This is a genomic window from Erwinia sp. GW821-FHT03D09 (genome assembly GCF_059420805.1).
The window spans coordinates 148,246-165,426 of sequence record NZ_JBWKUK010000010.1 but is presented as its reverse complement, the minus strand read 5'-3'; the positions used below and the strand labels follow the sequence as shown (position 1 = coordinate 165,426).

Genomic DNA, 17,181 nt, shown 5'->3' with positions numbered 1-17,181 from the left:
AAAAATACTTATGGTCCGGGAAAAAACGACTACTTTTTTTAACTTACAGCAACACGCCAAAAAGACTTAATAACGATCTAACAGAACAAAATATAAACGAGCCAGAGGCGAAAATAAAGCCCCTGGCATTTTTTACTCAAATGTGGGTCACAATTTCTTTTATTAGTGGCGGACCTTTGTAAATAAAGCCGGAATATATTTGTACCAGTGAAGCGCCCGCCTCCATTTTTTCACGCGCTGAAACCAGCGAATCAATACCGCCCACGCCTATAATTGGCATGCTGCCCTTCAGTTCAGCGGAGAGGCGACGAATAATTTCCGTACTGCGCAACTGTACAGGACGACCACTCAGCCCTCCGGCTTCGTCACAATGTTTTAACCCTTTAATCAAAGAACGATCGAGAGTGGTATTTGTGGCAATAACGCCATCTATATTGTGCCGCTGTAAACTATCGGCAACCTGGATCAATTCTTCTTCAGAAAGATCGGGCGCGATCTTCACAGCAACTGGAACATATTTATGATGGATCTGTTGAAGTTCAGCCTGGCGGGTTTTAATCGCCTCCAGCAAATCATCCAGCGCTTCACCGTATTGCAAACTGCGCAATCCCGGCGTGTTAGGTGAAGAGATGTTGATAGCAATATAGCCCGCATACGGATAAATTTTATCCATACAGGTTAAATAATCTTCTTTCCCCTGCTCAACCGGTGTGTCTTTATTCTTACCGATATTAATGCCGAGAATGCCGTCATAGTGGGCTTTCTTAACGTTCTCTACCAGATGATCAACACCCAGATTATTAAACCCCATGCGATTAATGATGCCCTGCGCTTCTACAATGCGGAACATGCGAGGCTTATCATTGCCCGGCTGCGGACGTGGGGTGACCGTACCAATTTCAATAAAACCAAATCCCATTGCGCCAAAGGCATCAATGCATTCACCGTTTTTATCCAGCCCGGCAGCCAGTCCCAGCGGATTTTTAAACGTCAATCCCATGCAATTAACCGGCTTAAACGGTAAAGACTGGCGAACCAGAGCGGTGAAGGGGGTGCCGGAAAGGCGCGTCAGCTGCTGCAAAGTCAGTTCATGCGCGCGCTCAGGATCGAGCTGGAACAGCGCCTTACGAACGAGGGGATAATACATGGTCACTCCTGAGGTCCCGATAGAAAATCGGGGTCGTATTATCCGGTATTCAGGCACTAAATGGAAACATCGTGGCGTAAAAGCTGAAAAAAAGTGCGTCCTGTTAGCGACACCGTCAACACCGTCTGCCGCTATATGAAAAAAACGGCAAAAAAATGCCGGATAAATCATTTAAGCCCCTCTCCCCGCTCTGTCAGGATAAACCAATCAGTTCTTGAATGTGTTTAATTAATAACTTTTAGCTATAAGGAGTGGTTATGCGCATTATTACTCTGGCGGGAAGCCCCCGCTTTCCTTCTCGCTCCACTGCACTGCTGACGGTGTGCCAGCGCGCTCTTGAGCAGCGCGGCGTTGAGGTTATCCCGTGGAATCTGCATAACTTCCATCCTGAAGATCTGCTTTACGCGCGCTTTGACTCCCCCGCACTGCTGGCCTTTAAGGAAGACCTGGAAAAAGCCGACGGGCTGATCGTTTCAACACCGGTCTATAAAGCGTCTTTTGCCGGTGCGCTGAAAACTCTGCTTGATTTACTGCCGGAACGCGCGCTGGAGCACAAAGTGGTGCTGCCTCTGGCCACCGGCGGCACAGTCGCACATTTGCTGGCGGTGGATTACGCGCTTAAGCCGGTACTGAACGCCCTGAAGGCTCAGGAAGTCTTGCATGGCGTCTTTGCCGATGACAGCCAGATTGCCCACTACGATCGTCAGCCGGAATTAGCGCCAGGTCTGGCCGCCCGTCTGGAGGAATCGGTAGATACCTTCTGGCATGCGCTGGCCCGCCGCCATCAACCGCTGGCCGCGGCCGTTTAACCCGTTTCTGTTTTCTGCTGGCGCAGCCACACCCCCTGAATTAAGGAGTAAAACGATGAGCCTGTCCGTCTTCTGGTTTCTTCCCACTCATGGTGATGGTCATTACCTGGGCACCAATCAGGGCGCCCGCCCGGTGGATTACACCTATTTGCAACAAATTGCTCAGGCAACAGACCGCCTGGGATTTGGCGGCGTGCTGATCCCGACAGGGCGATCGTGTGAAGATGCCTGGCTGGTCGCCGCTTCGCTGATTCCGGTGACGCAGCGGCTGCGTTTTTTGGTTGCTCTTCGCCCGGGCGTCACATCGCCCACCCATGCAGCTCGCCAGGCCGCTACACTCGATCGCCTATCCAACGGCCGCGCCCTGTTTAACCTCGTGACCGGAGGCGATGCGGAAGAACTCGCCGGTGACGGTGTATTCCTCGATCATCGCGAACGCTATGCAGAATCGGCCGAGTTCACCCGCGTCTGGCGTCGGGTACTGGAAGGCGAAACCGTTAATTATGAAGGTAAGCACGTCAACGTGCGCGGCGCTCGACTGATGTTTAAGCCGGTACAGCAGCCAAGGCCACCTCTGTGGTTTGGCGGCTCGTCAGAGGTCGCCCAGGATTTAGCGGCTGAGCAGGTCGATGTTTATCTGACATGGGGCGAGCCTCCCGTCCAGGTAAAAGAAAAAATTGCTCAGGTGCAGGCAAAAGCCGCCGCGCTGGGTCGTAAAGTGCGCTTTGGTATCCGCCTCCACGTGATCGTCCGTGAAACCAATGAGGAAGCCTGGCAGGCCGCGGACCGGCTGATATCTCATCTTGATGATGCCACGATTGCCAAAGCCCAGGCCGCACTGGCGCGCACCGACTCCGTCGGCCAGCAGCGAATGGCCGCTCTGCACGGCGGCAAGCGCGATAAGCTGGAGATCGCGCCGAATCTGTGGGCCGGAGTCGGCCTGGTGCGCGGCGGTGCCGGTACGGCTTTGGTCGGCGATGGCCCGACCGTCGCCGCAAGAATGCAGGAATACGCCGAACTCGGCATTGAAACCTTTATTCTTTCTGGTTATCCGCATCTGGAAGAGGCCTATCGCGTGGGTGAACTGCTGTTCCCGCACCTTGACCTGGCCATCCCGGAGGTGCCTCAGCCTGCGAAAATCAACGCCCACGGCGAGCACGTTGCGCATGATTTCGCGCCGCAAAAAGTTTCCCAAAGCTAATAACACCCCGCCGTGCTGGCGTGCGGATATTTCAGTTTTACGGCAATATCCGCCGAGAGGGTTCATGAGGTTGGCATGAGTAAAGTAACTAAACAGATCACCAATGCGCTGCTGCCGTGGGCGCTGCCGGTACTGCTGGTTGCAGTCTGGCAGTTGGCTTCACAAACCGGCTGGCTTTCTACACGCATTCTCCCCTCCCCCGAGTCGGTGCTGGTGACTTCCTGGCGCCTTTCCGCCAGCGGGGAGCTGTGGCAGCATCTGGCCATCAGCGGCTGGCGCGCTGTACTGGGTTTCGGGATCGGCGGCTCCATCGGACTGCTTCTTGGCCTGATAACCGGCATGTCGCGTCTGGGCGAACGCCTTCTGGATACCTCCGTACAGATGCTGCGCAACGTACCTCACCTGGCGCTGATCCCGCTTGTTATCCTGTGGTTTGGCATTGATGAATCGGCCAAGATCTTTCTGGTCGCCCTCGGCACCCTGTTCCCTGTCTATCTGAATACCTGTCACGGTATTCGCAATGTCGATCGCGGCCTGGTGGAAATGGCGCGCAGCTATGGTTTGTCCGGCTGGAGCCTGTTTATTCAGGTTGTGCTGCCGGGCGCGCTGCCCTCAATTATGGTTGGCGTCCGATTTGCCCTCGGTCTGATGTGGCTGACGCTGATTGTGGCCGAAACGATTTCCGCCAATTCCGGTATCGGCTATCTGGCGATGAACGCCCGAGAATTTTTACAAACCGATGTGGTCGTGGTGGCGATCGCTCTTTATGCCCTGCTTGGCAAACTGGCTGATGTCAGTGCCCAGCTACTGGAGCGCGTCTGGCTGCGCTGGCATCCGGCATATCAACTGAAAGAGGAGAATGCATGAGCGAGCTCAGTTCTGCCCCAGCGCGTTTGAACGCAGGGACGCCGTTAAACATTAACGGCACCAGCAAACAGTACAATGGCCGCACCGTACTGAACAGCATCGATCTGCATATTCCCTCCGGGCAATTTGTCGCGGTGGTCGGCCGCAGCGGCTGTGGTAAAAGCACCCTGTTACGGCTACTGGCCGGACTGGAAAAAGCCAGCAGCGGCGAACTTCTGGCGGGGAGTGCACCGCTGAGTGAGGCGCGCGAGGATATTCGCCTGATGTTTCAGGATGCCCGACTGCTGCCGTGGAAAAGCGTCATCGATAACGTCGGCCTGGGATTAAAAGGACGCGGCTGGAAGCAAAACGCGCTGGACGCACTTGCCGCCGTCGGGCTGGCCGATCGCGCCGGAGAATGGCCCGCGGCCCTCTCGGGCGGCCAGAAACAGCGCGTGGCACTGGCCAGAGCGCTGATCCATCGCCCCGGTCTGCTGCTGCTGGATGAGCCGCTCGGTGCACTGGATGCCTTAACGCGGATTGAAATGCAGGACCTGATTGAGTCGCTGTGGCAGCAGCATCATTTTACCGTACTGCTCGTCACGCACGACGTGAGCGAAGCGGTGGCGATGGCAGACCGCGTGCTGTTAATAGAGGAAGGAAATATTGGCCTCGATCTCAGTATTGATCTCCCGCGCCCACGACGTAAAGGTTCGGTCCGACTGGCCGAACTGGAGGCCGAAGTCCTCGATCGCGTGATGAAGCGCCAGGTACCACCGACTGCGCAGCGCTTCGCACAACACAAATAATAAAGGGGCGATGCGATCGCCCCTTTATCTAACGCTGCCGCCAGACTCAGGCGTTTAGCGCTTTCTCGATTTTCTCGAACAGATCGCCCGAAAGCTTATCCAGCCCCTTCAGCTGCTCCAGCGCTTTACGCATCAGCGCCTGGCGGGAGGCGTCGTAACGCTTCAGACGAATCAGCGGTTCAATCAGTCTTGCGGCAATCTGTGGATTGCGGGTATTCAGATCGGTCAGCATTTCGACGAGGAACTGATAGCCGCTGCCATCCTGCGCGTGGAACGCCGACGGATTGGCTGCAGCAAACGCACCAACAAGCGAACGAACGCGGTTCGGGTTGCCGAGGGTGAAGGAGCGGTGATTCAGCAACGCTCTGACCTGAGTCAACACATCTCCCGCCGGGCTGGTTGCCTGCAGGGCAAACCATTTGTCCATCACCAGACCATCATGATGCCAGCACTCATCAAACGCCGTCAGCAGCTCAGTACGGCACGGCAACTGTGCTGCGACGGACGCAGCCAGCGCGGCGATGCTGTCGGTCATATTGTTAGCACGGTGATACTGATCGCTGACCAGCTTATCGGCCGCCGCCGTATCGGCAAACGCCAGATAGCTCAGGCAGATATTTTTGAGCGCGCGCTTACCGATATCCGCGTGTTCAATGCGATATTCAGCGGTTTGATTCGCCCGGTATACCGCCTGCAGCTCATCCGTTAGTTCCTCAGCCAGCGTGCGCATCAGCGCTTCACGCACCGCCGCGATCGCCTGCGGATCGATGGTATCGAACAGCTCAGCAATTTCATTCTCACTCGGCAGCGTCAGGATCAGTGCCATCAGCGCCGGGTCGCTGTTCTCCTCTAACAGAACTGCGCGGAAAGCATCCGCCACGTGCAGCGGCAGGGAGAGCGGCTGCCCCTGCTGATAGCGGGCAACGTTCAGCCGGATATGATTCACCATCAGGCTCTGTGCTGCATCCCAGCGCGAAAAATCGTTACGCGCATGCCGCATCAGGAAGGTGAGCTGCGCGTCGCTCCAGTTGTAATCCAGCTTAACCGGTGCGGAAAACTCACGAAGCAGCGACGGTACGGGCTGCACCGGAACACCGTCAAAAACAAACGTCTGGAAACTTTCGGTAACGTTCAGCACGTTATGCAGCGGATGACCATTGTGCTGCAGCGGGATTGGCTGGCCTTTATTGTCGTACAGTTCAATATCCAGCGGAATATGCAGCGGCAGCTTCTCCTGACGATCGGCGGTCGGCGGCGTCATCTGGGTAACGTGCAGCGTGTATTGCTCAAGCTCAGGGTTATAGTCATCACGCACGGACAGCACCGGTGTACCCGACTGGCTGTACCAGCGGCGGAACTGCGACAGATCGACATTCGATGCGTCTTCCATCGCCTGCACAAAGTCATCACAGGTTGCCGCACTGCCGTCATGGCGTTCGAAATAGAGCTGCATGCCTTTCTGGAAGCCCGCTTCGCCCAGCAGCGTGTGCATCATACGGATCACTTCCGAACCTTTTTCATACACCGTCAGCGTGTAGAAGTTGTTCATCTCGATCACCTGCTCCGGGCGAATCGGATGCGCCATCGGGCTGGCATCTTCAGCAAACTGTGCGCCGCGCATCACGCGCACGTTGTCAATACGGTTAACCGGACGGGAGCCCAGATCCGAACTGAATTCCTGGTCGCGGAACACGGTCAGCCCTTCTTTCAGGCTGAGCTGGAACCAGTCGCGGCAGGTCACGCGGTTGCCCGTCCAGTTATGGAAATATTCGTGGCCGATCACCGCCTCAATACCGAGGTAATCTTTATCGGTCGCAGTTTCCGCCTTCGCCAGCACGTATTTAGAGTTGAAGACGTTCAGGCCTTTGTTTTCCATCGCGCCCATATTGAAGAAATCAACGGCCACTATCATAAAGATATCCAGGTCGTATTCCAGACTGAAGCGCTCTTCATCCCACTTCATGCTGTTTTTTAACGAGGTCATCGCCCAGTCGGCGCGGTCAAGATTGCCGCGATCGACGAAGATCTCCAGCGCCACATCGCGGCCGGAACGGGTACGGAAGCTGTCACGCAGCACGTCGAAGTCACCGGCCACCACCGCGAACAGGTAGCAGGGTTTCGGGAACGGGTCCTGCCATTTGGTCCAGTGACGGCCACCTTCAAGTTCGCCGCCGTCTATACGGTTGCCGTTTGACAGTAAATAAGGATACAGCGCCTGCTCGGCGATAATGGTCGTCGTAAAGCAGGCCAGCACGTCCGGGCGGTCAAGATACCAGGTAATATGGCGGAAACCTTCCGCTTCACACTGGGTACACAACGCCTCGCCGGATTTGTACAATCCCTCAAGCGCGGTGTTTTTATTCGGGTGGATATCATTAACAATCTTCAGCGTAAATGCGTCGGGCAGGCGGCTGATAATTAGCGCCCCTTCCTCCAGCCGATAATGTTCCCACGGCTGCTCATCGACGGCAATCGACACCAGCGTCAAATCTTCACCGTCCAGACGCAGCTCGGCGTCGGTACTTGCCAGACGCTTAATCTGGCTGACGGCAGTCACCCTTGTGGTGCTGGCATTAAGATCGAACGTCAGATCGATATCGGTAATCGTGTAGTCGGGTGCACGATAATCATGGCGGTTCTTAGCTTGCGGCAGTTGCGTCATAAGTCCTTCTCACGTCGATAATTAATTTAACTTTTCAAGTTTATTCCTGTTATCGCATGGTTGCCACGCTGATTCCACACGAAACGCGGGATTGATGGAAAATGATACATACTGTTAACATGAGCACATAATGTCCTCGACCACCCCGTCTGAATTATGCTGTGATCGGGTTCAATAAATGAGTATTCGGGTTATACTCCTGCGACTTTTTTCCATTTGAACCAGGGATAACGCTCTTCGCCAGAGGATGCTGAAACGCACCATGACACGACACGCTTCCCCGATTTTGACTACGCTTCTGGACACCGACGCCTACAAACTCCATATGCAGCAGGCGGTTTTTCACCGGTATCATGACGTTACGGTTGCAGCCGAATTTCGCTGCCGTGGTGACGATATGCTGGGCCTGTACGCCGATGAAATCGTACAACAGATAAAGATGATGGCAACGCTGACGCTGAACGATCAAGAGTTTGCCTATCTCTCCAGCCTGCCTTTCTTTACCGCTGACTATCTCGCCTGGCTAAGGGAATTCCGATACAACCCGCAGCAGGTTCAGGTGCACAATAATCTGGGCAAGCTGGATATCCGCATCAGCGGCCCGTGGCGTGAAGTGATTATGTGGGAAGTCCCACTGCTTGCGCTTATTAGTGAGGTCGTGCATCGCCACCGCTCTCCGCTGGTGAAGGCGGAAATGGCCGTCGATAAACTCAAAAGCAAACTCGACCAGTTCGCCGGTTTGACCGCCGATCTGGATATGTCGCGCTTCCGTCTGATGGATTTTGGCACGCGCCGCCGCTTTTCGTGGGATGTGCATCTGGCAATTGTCAGCACGCTGAAGCAGGATTTCCCGTGGCTGGTGGGTTCAAGCAATTATGAAATTGCCCGTCGTCTGGATATCGCCCCAATGGGAACGCAGGCCCATGAATGGTTTCAGGCACATCAGCAAATCAGCCCGGTACTGGCGAACAGTCAGCGCGCTGCACTGCAGGCCTGGCTGGAAGAGTACCCTGATCAGTTAGGTATCGCCCTCACCGACTGCATTACGATGGATGCCTTCCTGCGCGATTTTGGCCGCAACTTTGCCAGCGCCTATCAGGGACTGCGCCATGATTCCGGTGAGCCGCAGGAGTGGGGAGAAAAAGCGATTGCCCATTATCAGCAATTGGGAATCGACCCGCTCAGCAAAACGCTGGTGTTCTCCGATAATCTGGATCTCAACAGCGCCGTGGCGCTTTACCGCCATTTCGGCCAGCGTATTAACGTGGCGTTCGGTATTGGCACACGCCTGACCTGCGATATTCCTCAGGTTAAACCGCTAAACATCGTCATTAAACTGGTCGAGTGTAACGGCAAACCGGTAGCCAAGCTTTCCGACAGCCCCGGCAAAACGATTTGCCAGGATCAGGCGTTCGTTCGCGCACTGCGGAAAGCCTTCGATCTGCCGCTGGTGAAGAAAGCCAGTTAAGACTTCCCTTAGGGCCAGACGCTTTCTGGCCCGCAACTCCGCCAATACTGAATAAATCTCCCCACATTCATTGAATTCCTCTTGTTTCTCCTCGCCCGGCAAGTAACATAGCAAGACCCAAAATTTGGGGTAACCATTCCTATTCAGATCAATAGTGAGAGACTTATATGAGCGTTGTGCCTGTAGCGGATGTACTGCACGGCCGGGTTGCGGTTGACAGCGAAGTCACCGTACGTGGCTGGGTGCGTACCCGAAGAGATTCAAAAGCCGGTATTTCCTTTATCGCCGTTTATGACGGTTCCTGCTTTAATCCCGTTCAGGCTGTGGTCAATAATTCTCTGAATAATTATCAGGATGAAGTTCTGCACCTGACCACAGGCTGTTCCGTGATTGTCACCGGTAAAGTGGTGGAATCGCCGGGCGAAGGACAGAGCTTTGAGATTCAGGCCACCCACGTAGAAGTGATTGGCTGGGTTGATGATCCTGACACCTATCCGATGGCCGCTAAGCGCCACAGCATTGAATATCTGCGAGAAGTGGCTCACCTGCGTCCGCGCACCAACCTGATCGGGGCCGTTGCCCGCGTGCGCCATACGCTGGCTCAGGCGCTGCATAGATTCTTTGACGAGCAGGGTTTCTTCTGGGTTTCCACGCCGCTGATTACCGCTTCAGATACCGAAGGTGCAGGCGAGATGTTCCGCGTATCCACACTGGATCTGGAAAACCTGCCGCGCACGCCGGAAGGTAAGGTCAACTACGAAGAAGATTTCTTCGGCAGAGAATCGTTCCTGACCGTATCCGGCCAGCTGAACGGTGAAACCTACGCCAGCGCGATCTCTAAAATTTACACCTTCGGTCCAACCTTCCGCGCCGAGAACTCTAACACCAGCCGTCACCTGGCTGAGTTTTGGATGCTGGAGCCGGAAATCGCCTTTGCCGACCTGGAAGATAACGCCGCACTGGCCGAAGCGATGCTGAAATACGTCTTTAAAGCCGTATTGGAAGAGCGTGCCGATGATATGGCCTTCTTCGCAGAGCGCGTAGATAAAGAAGCCATCACTCGTCTGGAGCGTTTTGTCACTACCGATTTTGCCCAGGTTGATTACACCGAAGCGGTAGAGATCCTGCTGGCATCCGGGCAAACCTTTGAGAACCCGGTTTCATGGGGTATCGATCTCTCTTCTGAGCACGAGCGTTACCTGGCCGAGAAACACTTCAAGGCACCGGTGGTGGTGAAAAACTACCCGAAAGACATCAAAGCGTTCTATATGCGCCTGAACGATGACGGCAAAACCGTTGCGGCGATGGATGTTCTGGCCCCGGGAATTGGTGAAATTATCGGTGGTTCCCAGCGTGAAGAGCGTCTGGATGTTCTTGACGCCCGTCTGGCAGAAATGGGGCTGAATAAAGAAGATTACTGGTGGTATCGCGATCTTCGTCGTTACGGTACCGTACCGCATTCAGGTTTCGGTTTAGGTTTCGAACGATTAATCGCCTATGTTACCGGAGTACAAAATGTAAGGGATGTTATCGCATTCCCACGTACTCCGCGGAACGCTTCTTTCTGATTTCAGAATTAAATATAAAAAATTCATATATATACAAAGGCCAGCTTCGCTGGCCTTTTTTTATTGTTGTAAATTTTGAGTTCACTCACAAAGTTCCCTTATTTTTACATATTGTTACATATATTTTCCATTTGTAACCAGAATAGGATATTAGTAGCATTTTCCAACTAGATTAACCGCGCTACGAATGGAAAGATGCGTGCAGACACAGGAAGACACCAAACTCTCATCATGATTCTGTAACGAATTCTTGACGGCAGTGGCAGGTGTCCAAATAACTCCAATGAGGGTAATAAAAATGATGAAGCGCAACATTCTTGCAGTGGTAATCCCAGCTCTGTTAGCGGCTGGTGCAGCCAACGCAGCAGAAATCTACAACAAAGACGGCAACAAACTGGATCTGTACGGTAAAGTTGATGCGCGTCATACTTTCTCTGACAACGCTGGCGACGACGGCGATGCAACTTATGTGCGTTTCGGTTTTAAAGGCGAAACTCAGATTAATGACCAGCTGACCGGTTACGGCCAGTGGGAATACAACATTCAGGCTAACCACACTGAAGGCGGCGCTGACGTGCAGTCTGGTAACAAAACCCGTCTGGGCTTTGCTGGTCTGAAATTCGGTGACGCAGGTTCATTCGACTACGGTCGTAACTACGGCGTGATCTACGACGCAATGTCTTACACTGACCAGCTGCCAGTGTTCGGCGATGACACTCTGTACCAGGACAACGACAACTTCCTGATCGGTCGTTCTTCAGGTGTTGCTACTTACCGTAACAGCAATTTCTTCGGTCTGGTTGACGGCCTGAGCTTCGCTGTACAGTACCAGGGTAAAAATGAAGGTCGTGAAGCTAAGTTCCAGAACGGCGACGGCTGGGGTACTTCTGTAGCATATGACACCGGCATGGGCATCAGCGCAGTAGGTTCTTACTTCTCTGCTAACCGTACCGTTGAGCAGAAAGAAGACGGCACCGGCGACAAAGCTGACGCATACGGCCTGGGTCTGAAATATGACGCAAACAACGTATACCTGGCGGCATTCTACGGTGAATCCCGTAACACCACCAACTACGGTGCAAGCAACGCGGCTGTAACCAACATCGCTGCTAACAAAACGACTAACTTCGAAGTGGTTGCACAGTACCAGTTCGACTTCGGTCTGCGCCCATCCATCGCTTACCTGCAGTCTAAAGGTAAGGAACTGGACGGCTTCAGCGGTAACGGTTCTACCTTCGGCGGCGGCGACGCTGACCTGGTTAAATACGTCTCAGTGGGTACCTACTACTACTTCAACAAAAACATGTCTACCTATGTTGATTACCGTATCAACCTGCTGGACGACACCGACTACACTCGTGCAGCTGGCAAATCTACCGACGATACCGTTGGTGTTGGCCTGCAGTACCAGTTCTAATTGCCTTTTGCCGGTGGGAATGTGCCCACCGTGCAATTCGCAACAAACGGGGCTTCGGCCCCGTTTTTGTTTTTCCTTTCGCCCCTAGTTTCATCCGCTTACACAGACTCTGCGATCCCCTTCCCAACCCGACCGTAAACCTGAACCTGGCCTGACAAATAGGATGATATTTTTAACAGCTGTCGTAGACTCATGCTTAAAAAAGGATTTGGCATAAGGAAGACGCTATGGACGTTATTATCAATCGTATTGAGCAACTTGAAAAAGACACTGGCCAAATTAAAATCGACCTCGCCTGCCTGACGGCGCGCTCAGAAACGTTTGCAACTAAAACCGATTTGGCAGAGCTGAGAACGGAAATGCGCCAAAGTCTGGTAGGTATTCATAAAGAAATGGGCGGCATACATAAAGAGATAACTAACCAGGCTCGCTGGATAATTGCTACCGCCGTCGCCATTGCCGCTACCTGCATGACCACCGTCAACGTTTTCTTTTAACGAAGCTTGATCTTTACCCGGCTTTTTTAGCGCAAACGGTTGGCAATTTCATCTTTCTGACGGTAACCTGATTGCTCACTTCGCTTTAGATTAAGCTAACGGACTTCAATTATGTTTGAACGTATTGCAGCTGCACCCGCCGATCCCATTCTTGGTTTAGCCGACCTGTTTCGTGCTGACGATCGCCCAAATAAGATCAACCTCGGTATCGGGGTGTATAAAGATGAAACCGGCAAAACGCCGGTGCTGGCCAGCGTAAAAAAAGCTGAGCAGTATCTGCTGGAAAACGAAACAACCAAAAATTACCTTAGCATTGACGGTATTGCTGACTTTGCTCGCTGCACGCAGGAACTCCTGTTTTCCGCCGACAGTGCCATTATCACCGCGAAACGCGCACGCACTGCGCAAACGCCAGGTGGAACCGGCGCACTGCGCATTGCGGCAGACTTTATTGCTAACCAGACCAGTGCTAAACGCGTCTGGGTGAGCAACCCTAGCTGGCCGAACCACAAGAACGTGTTTGCCGCTGCCGGTCTGGAAGTGTGTGAATACGCCTACTACGATGCTGCTAATCACACTCTGGACTTTGATGCACTGGTCAGCAGCCTCGACGCCGCGCAGGCCGGAGACGTGGTTCTGTTCCACGGCTGCTGCCATAACCCAACCGGGATCGATCCAACGGCGGAACAGTGGCAAGCGCTGGCAAAACTGTCGCTGGCTAAAGGCTGGCTGCCGCTGTTCGACTTCGCCTATCAGGGATTCGCCCGTGGACTGGAAGAAGATGCAGAAGGCCTGCGTATCTTCGCTGCCAGCCATCAGGAACTGATTGTCTGCAGCTCCTATTCTAAAAACTTTGGCCTGTATAACGAGCGCGTGGGTGCCTTTACGCTGGTTGCCGCTGAAGCCGCCGTTGCAGATACGGCATTCAGCCAGGTTAAAGCGACCATTCGTGCGAACTACTCCAACCCACCGTCTCACGGTGCGGCTGTCGTCGCAACTATCCTCAGCAATACGGCTCTTCGCGCGCTATGGGAGCAGGAACTGGCCGATATGCGCCAGCGCATCCAGCGCATGCGTCAGCTGTTTGTTGATACCTTGCAGGAAAAAGGCGCGAAAGGTGATTTCAGCTTTATCATCAGCCAGAACGGTATGTTCTCATTCAGCGGTCTGACAAAAGACCAGGTCGTACGCCTGCGTGATGAGTTTGGTGTCTATGCGGTTAATTCCGGTCGCGTTAACGTGGCGGGTATGACACCTGATAATATGTCACCACTGTGTGAAGCGATCGTCGCCGTACTGTAATTCGCTACGGATGAAATAATAAAGCCTGCGTTTGCAGGCTTTATTATTTATTGCAGGAAAGGATTGCTGATTCTTTCCCGCCCAAGCGTTGAGATTGATCCGTGACCGGGGATAAACGTCACGTCATCACCCAGTGGTAACAGCTTCGTATGGATAGAAGCAATCAAATCGCTGTGGCTGCCCTGCGGGAAATCAGACCGCCCTACACCACCGTTGAAAATGACGTCGCCAGAAACCAGCAGCCGACCAACCCGGTCAAAAAACACGATGTGGCCTGGGGTATGCCCCGGGCAAAGCAGGACTTCCAGCGCAACATTACCTACAGACACCGTTTCGCCCTCTTCCAGCCAGCGATCTGGCGTAAGGGATGCACAGTAACCAAAGCCAAACATCTGACTCTGAGTCGGTAATCCTTCCAGCCAGAACAGGTCAGCTTTATGAGGTCCGACAATCTTAACACCATAGTGCTCTGCTAACTCGGCGGCGGCCCCAACATGATCGAGATGTCCGTGGGTCAACAGAACCTGCTTCAGTTCCACATCCAGAGAGGCAATTTCTTGTTTGATCTTGTCCGCATCACCACCCGGATCGACCAGAGCGGCTTCCCGGGTTTCCGGGCACCAAATCACCGAACAGTTCTGCGAGAAAGCCGTGACGGGAATAATATGATAGTTCATAACGCTCCACTGCCGGCAACGACAAAAGGCCGGCGTTCCGTTTTACCAGTGCCTTACAGGACCGGTATCAATATGCACAAAGTTGCTACTCGGATAGTATCCTACACCACCCGCTCGCAGAGCGAGAGCAGCTTTGCGCACATTGCTGAGAGCAATGCCGTCAATATGGAAATCCATCGCCTGGCCGAGGGTATGGTAGCTGTGTTTAGCTACGCCACGGCTATGGGATCGCAGGGAGTTATTTGTGGCCAGTGAACGATAGCCTGAAATCAGCTGTACAGGTTTACGAGTATCCAGCATGGTCTGCAAACGGAAGAGCTGATCAAAGAGATGTGGATCGATAGTCTTTATTTTGTTCGCCCGGTAATCGCGGAAAAAATGATTCAGACGAACCAGTTCATCCTTGTCATATTTTTTACCATTGAAAAATTCCGTTTTCAGGCTTTCACCGGTATTCAGATTGCTTAGCGTCAATACCCGAGGACGGGAGGTGGAAAGCGAAGCAAATGCCTGTGTCGGAAGGAGAGCGACACCAAGCGCTGCTCCTCCTAACGCCAGTAATTTACGGCGGTTAGAGTCGAATTTGTCCATTAATCAGTATTACCTGGAAAAAGTAGTTAGAAACGTGCTTTTACAACACTGCCCAAAACCTTACCGATGTAACCCCCCCCCGTCAACCCGACAAAATGTAAACCGGCGCAGGGACGCTATCTACCGCCGCTGCGCCGATCGGTGGCGGTTTTTATGCCCGCCACAGAAATGCTGAATAATCAACCGCTAGAGCAATAACTGACCAGCACGCGTCAGAATCTGAACTCCTGAGCGAGCGGTACTGTCATAATTGTAAATATCTGTACGAAACTGAGGTTGTCCGTCATCGGCAACCCACGCAGTAAGATAATAAAGGTTCACAGGAACGCGCTGGCGGATAGAAACAAAGCGGGTATTACCTTCCTTCAGCGCACCGGAAATACGCTTATCGTTCCAGCCAACATCCTGCAATAACAAATTCGCCAGATCGGAAGCTCGATTTACACGTACGCAACCCGAACTCAGTGCGCGGATATCCCGCTGGAAAAGACCGTGGTTCGGCGTATCGTGCAAATAGATCGCATCTGAACTTGGCATATTGAACTTATAGCGTCCCAGCGAGTTGGTCGGTCCCGGTGCCTGACGAATACGGTATGGGAATGAATTAGCGGATACCATGCTCCAGTTGATCATTGAAGGATCGATCACTTCAGACTCGCCGCTCCACCCCGACAGTAGCGTATAATTGTGCTTGTAAAGATAGCTGGGGTCCTGCTTCACCTTTGGCACAATATCCTTACGCACCAGCGTAGTCGGCACATTCCACGGTGGATTAAGTACCACATTGTTCAATGCGCTGCGCATCAACGGCGTTTTACGATCCGGCCGTCCAACGATAACCCGCGAGGACAAAATTTCATTACCGTTAACATAATAGGCCAGTGAATAGTTAGGAATGTTGACCATGATGCCATTGTGCATGTCGTCAGGCAGCAGTCGCAGTCGCTGGATATTTAGTGCCAGCAGCGAAGCACGCAGCTGAGGCGAAACATTCAGCCATTCCCGGGTACGCAGACCGATTAAACCATCCGCCTCCAGCCCCTGCCAGCGTTGAAAACGCTTCAGGCCTTCCACCAGCTCAGGCGAGTACACATTATCACTGTTTACGGGCACCACCGCGCCCTGCACATTACCAATGTTATTCGGTGTTTCTGGCTGTACATCGGTGGTAGTGGTGGCGGAAGGACTGACAACAGCGCTGTTAACCGCCTGGTTTTGGCCTGCTGTTACATCCGGCTGCGCATTGTCATCATCATGAACCATTGGTGCATCAACGGCACCGACCACTTCATCGGCAGGCTTCGGCAGCTCATTTTCTGATGACATCATCCCTGTACGCTGCAGGATATCCCGCAACGCAGGAACATCATTACTGATCTGCCCCGGGCGGAGGGTTTGTCTGTCGGTCAACTGCGGCCATGGACGATTATCCGTTAGCAGCGTTTTCAGTGCATTGTGCATGCGCGAATACTGCGGATGCTGCGGAACCAGCGACAGAATAAAACCGTTCAGGCTGCCATGAGTCAACGATTTCTGCCACTGATTGATCACCGACAGCGGTGGGGTTTCCATTTTGTATGGCACATTGCTATACAGCCAGACTTCACCCTTGCTTGGTACGCTTGAGGTGAATTGCAGATAGCCCAGCAGCGCATCAGAGAGCACCACATCGCGTGCCAGCCCGCTGATATTTTTATCCGTCAGCATCCTCACCCACTGGGTGAACTGCGGCTGAACGCCAGAAATCGCCACTTCGGCAAGCTGCTGTTGGAACTGCTGTATTGCCTGACTATCCTGCCACATCGGCTGCATACCGCGATTCGCGTAGAGCGGAGCTAACGTTTTTAGATAAAAAGGGGAACCGAAGCGCGACATCGCTGCGGTAATTTCAGCCTGGCTCTGCGCCACGGAAACGCGATGATTAACCGGGGCAGAAACAGGTGGGATTCCTGCCAAAGAGGGAGACACGTATGCCAGCCCAAACATCAGGCTACAGCCGATAACACTGGCCTTAGCGATCGAAGATTTCTGCAGCAACATCCTTGCTCCCTGTAGTAAGTCAGCAATTAATGCTGATCGGTAGTGAACATCTATTTTAAGTATATAAACAGAAAAAGGCATTTGCCTCTTACGTTGCAAATGCCGTTGTTGAGAGTAATCCGCTGACGGGGATTTTACCACTTCCGC

Annotated in this window: 14 protein-coding genes; 9 read left to right on the top strand and 5 right to left on the bottom strand. The window is 53.2% G+C overall.

Annotated features, from left to right (window positions below):
* Window positions 1-136 precede the first annotated feature (136 nt).
* Window positions 137-1,147: a quinone-dependent dihydroorotate dehydrogenase gene (gene pyrD, locus AC07U6_RS12150; protein WP_494764462.1), complete on the bottom strand. Its 1,011-nt coding sequence runs from the start codon at window positions 1,145-1,147 to the stop codon at window positions 137-139.
* Window positions 1,148-1,404: 257 nt separating this feature from the next.
* Between pyrD and ssuE the strand changes: the two genes are divergently transcribed.
* From ssuE to ssuB, 4 genes are all read left to right on the top strand, one after another.
* Window positions 1,405-1,956 (top strand): NADPH-dependent FMN reductase, encoded by a 552-nt coding sequence (ssuE, locus tag AC07U6_RS12145; RefSeq protein ID WP_494762199.1) that lies wholly within the window; start codon window positions 1,405-1,407, stop codon window positions 1,954-1,956.
* Between the two features lie 55 nt (window positions 1,957-2,011).
* Window positions 2,012-3,157 carry an FMNH2-dependent alkanesulfonate monooxygenase gene (ssuD, locus tag AC07U6_RS12140; RefSeq protein WP_494762198.1) on the top strand — a complete coding sequence of 382 codons (1,146 nt, stop codon included), beginning with the start codon at window positions 2,012-2,014 and terminating at the stop codon, window positions 3,155-3,157.
* A 75-nt stretch (window positions 3,158-3,232) separates the two neighbouring features.
* Window positions 3,233-4,024: an aliphatic sulfonate ABC transporter permease SsuC gene (ssuC, locus tag AC07U6_RS12135; protein WP_494762197.1), complete on the top strand. Its 792-nt coding sequence runs from the start codon at window positions 3,233-3,235 to the stop codon at window positions 4,022-4,024.
* Window positions 4,021-4,812 carry an aliphatic sulfonates ABC transporter ATP-binding protein gene (ssuB, locus tag AC07U6_RS12130; protein WP_494762196.1) on the top strand — a complete coding sequence of 264 codons (792 nt, stop codon included), beginning with the start codon at window positions 4,021-4,023 and terminating at the stop codon, window positions 4,810-4,812. The genes ssuC and ssuB overlap by 4 nt, the downstream gene beginning before the upstream one ends.
* Window positions 4,813-4,858: 46 nt before the next feature.
* On the opposite strand, the gene pepN is transcribed toward ssuB, so the two are convergent.
* The gene (gene pepN, locus AC07U6_RS12125) at window positions 4,859-7,474 is read right to left on the bottom strand and encodes an aminopeptidase N (protein WP_494762195.1); all 2,616 of its coding nucleotides are present in this window, start codon (window positions 7,472-7,474) and stop codon (window positions 4,859-4,861) included.
* Between the two features lie 262 nt (window positions 7,475-7,736).
* On the opposite strand from pepN, the gene pncB reads away from it, so the two are divergent.
* The 5 genes from pncB to AC07U6_RS12100 all read left to right on the top strand — a co-directional run bounded on the left by pncB (window position 7,737) and on the right by AC07U6_RS12100 (window position 13,726).
* The gene (gene pncB / locus AC07U6_RS12120; protein ID WP_494762194.1) at window positions 7,737-8,942 is read left to right on the top strand and encodes a nicotinate phosphoribosyltransferase; all 1,206 of its coding nucleotides are present in this window, start codon (window positions 7,737-7,739) and stop codon (window positions 8,940-8,942) included.
* A 167-nt stretch (window positions 8,943-9,109) separates the two neighbouring features.
* On the top strand, window positions 9,110-10,510 hold the full coding sequence (gene asnS / locus AC07U6_RS12115) for an asparagine--tRNA ligase (RefSeq protein WP_494762193.1): 1,401 nt from the start codon (window positions 9,110-9,112) through the stop codon (window positions 10,508-10,510).
* Between the two features lie 298 nt (window positions 10,511-10,808).
* Window positions 10,809-11,927, top strand: coding sequence for a porin OmpC (gene ompC, locus AC07U6_RS12110; protein ID WP_494762192.1), 1,119 nt, complete (start codon window positions 10,809-10,811; stop codon window positions 11,925-11,927).
* Between the two features lie 227 nt (window positions 11,928-12,154).
* Window positions 12,155-12,424, top strand: coding sequence for a hypothetical protein (locus AC07U6_RS12105; RefSeq protein ID WP_494762191.1), 270 nt, complete (start codon window positions 12,155-12,157; stop codon window positions 12,422-12,424).
* A 111-nt stretch (window positions 12,425-12,535) separates the two neighbouring features.
* Window positions 12,536-13,726 carry an amino acid aminotransferase gene (locus AC07U6_RS12100; RefSeq protein ID WP_494762190.1) on the top strand — a complete coding sequence of 397 codons (1,191 nt, stop codon included), beginning with the start codon at window positions 12,536-12,538 and terminating at the stop codon, window positions 13,724-13,726.
* A 47-nt stretch (window positions 13,727-13,773) separates the two neighbouring features.
* On the opposite strand, the gene AC07U6_RS12095 is transcribed toward AC07U6_RS12100, so the two are convergent.
* From AC07U6_RS12095 to ldtD, 3 genes are all read right to left on the bottom strand, one after another.
* Window positions 13,774-14,403 (bottom strand): MBL fold metallo-hydrolase, encoded by a 630-nt coding sequence (locus AC07U6_RS12095; protein WP_494762189.1) that lies wholly within the window; start codon window positions 14,401-14,403, stop codon window positions 13,774-13,776.
* A gap of 42 nt (window positions 14,404-14,445) precedes the next feature.
* Complete coding sequence (mepK, locus tag AC07U6_RS12090; protein WP_105593430.1) at window positions 14,446-14,994, bottom strand: peptidoglycan L,D-endopeptidase MepK; 549 nt, start codon at window positions 14,992-14,994, stop codon at window positions 14,446-14,448.
* Between the two features lie 186 nt (window positions 14,995-15,180).
* Window positions 15,181-16,980, bottom strand: a complete 1,800-nt coding sequence (ldtD, locus tag AC07U6_RS12085; RefSeq protein ID WP_494764461.1) for a L,D-transpeptidase — start codon at window positions 16,978-16,980, stop codon at window positions 15,181-15,183.
* Window positions 16,981-17,181 lie beyond the last annotated feature (201 nt).

What these genes read in the sequence shown, in the direction of transcription:
- ssuC (WP_494762197.1), top strand. Translation starts at nt 3,233, where the DNA reads ATGAGTAAAGTAACTAAACAGATCACCAATGCGCTGCTGCCGTGGGCG.
- pyrD (WP_494764462.1), bottom strand. Translation starts at nt 1,147, where the DNA reads ATGTATTATCCCCTCGTTCGTAAGGCGCTGTTCCAGCTCGATCCTGAG.
- pncB (WP_494762194.1), top strand. Translation starts at nt 7,737, where the DNA reads ATGACACGACACGCTTCCCCGATTTTGACTACGCTTCTGGACACCGAC.
- asnS (WP_494762193.1), top strand. Translation starts at nt 9,110, where the DNA reads ATGAGCGTTGTGCCTGTAGCGGATGTACTGCACGGCCGGGTTGCGGTT.
- AC07U6_RS12100 (WP_494762190.1), top strand. Translation starts at nt 12,536, where the DNA reads ATGTTTGAACGTATTGCAGCTGCACCCGCCGATCCCATTCTTGGTTTA.
- ssuE (WP_494762199.1), top strand. Translation starts at nt 1,405, where the DNA reads ATGCGCATTATTACTCTGGCGGGAAGCCCCCGCTTTCCTTCTCGCTCC.
- ssuD (WP_494762198.1), top strand. Translation starts at nt 2,012, where the DNA reads ATGAGCCTGTCCGTCTTCTGGTTTCTTCCCACTCATGGTGATGGTCAT.
- ldtD (WP_494764461.1), bottom strand. Translation starts at nt 16,980, where the DNA reads ATGTTTGGGCTGGCATACGTGTCTCCCTCTTTGGCAGGAATCCCACCT.
- pepN (WP_494762195.1), bottom strand. Translation starts at nt 7,474, where the DNA reads ATGACGCAACTGCCGCAAGCTAAGAACCGCCATGATTATCGTGCACCC.
- mepK (WP_105593430.1), bottom strand. Translation starts at nt 14,994, where the DNA reads ATGGACAAATTCGACTCTAACCGCCGTAAATTACTGGCGTTAGGAGGA.
- ompC (WP_494762192.1), top strand. Translation starts at nt 10,809, where the DNA reads ATGATGAAGCGCAACATTCTTGCAGTGGTAATCCCAGCTCTGTTAGCG.
- AC07U6_RS12095 (WP_494762189.1), bottom strand. Translation starts at nt 14,403, where the DNA reads ATGAACTATCATATTATTCCCGTCACGGCTTTCTCGCAGAACTGTTCG.
- AC07U6_RS12105 (WP_494762191.1), top strand. Translation starts at nt 12,155, where the DNA reads ATGGACGTTATTATCAATCGTATTGAGCAACTTGAAAAAGACACTGGC.
- ssuB (WP_494762196.1), top strand. Translation starts at nt 4,021, where the DNA reads ATGAGCGAGCTCAGTTCTGCCCCAGCGCGTTTGAACGCAGGGACGCCG.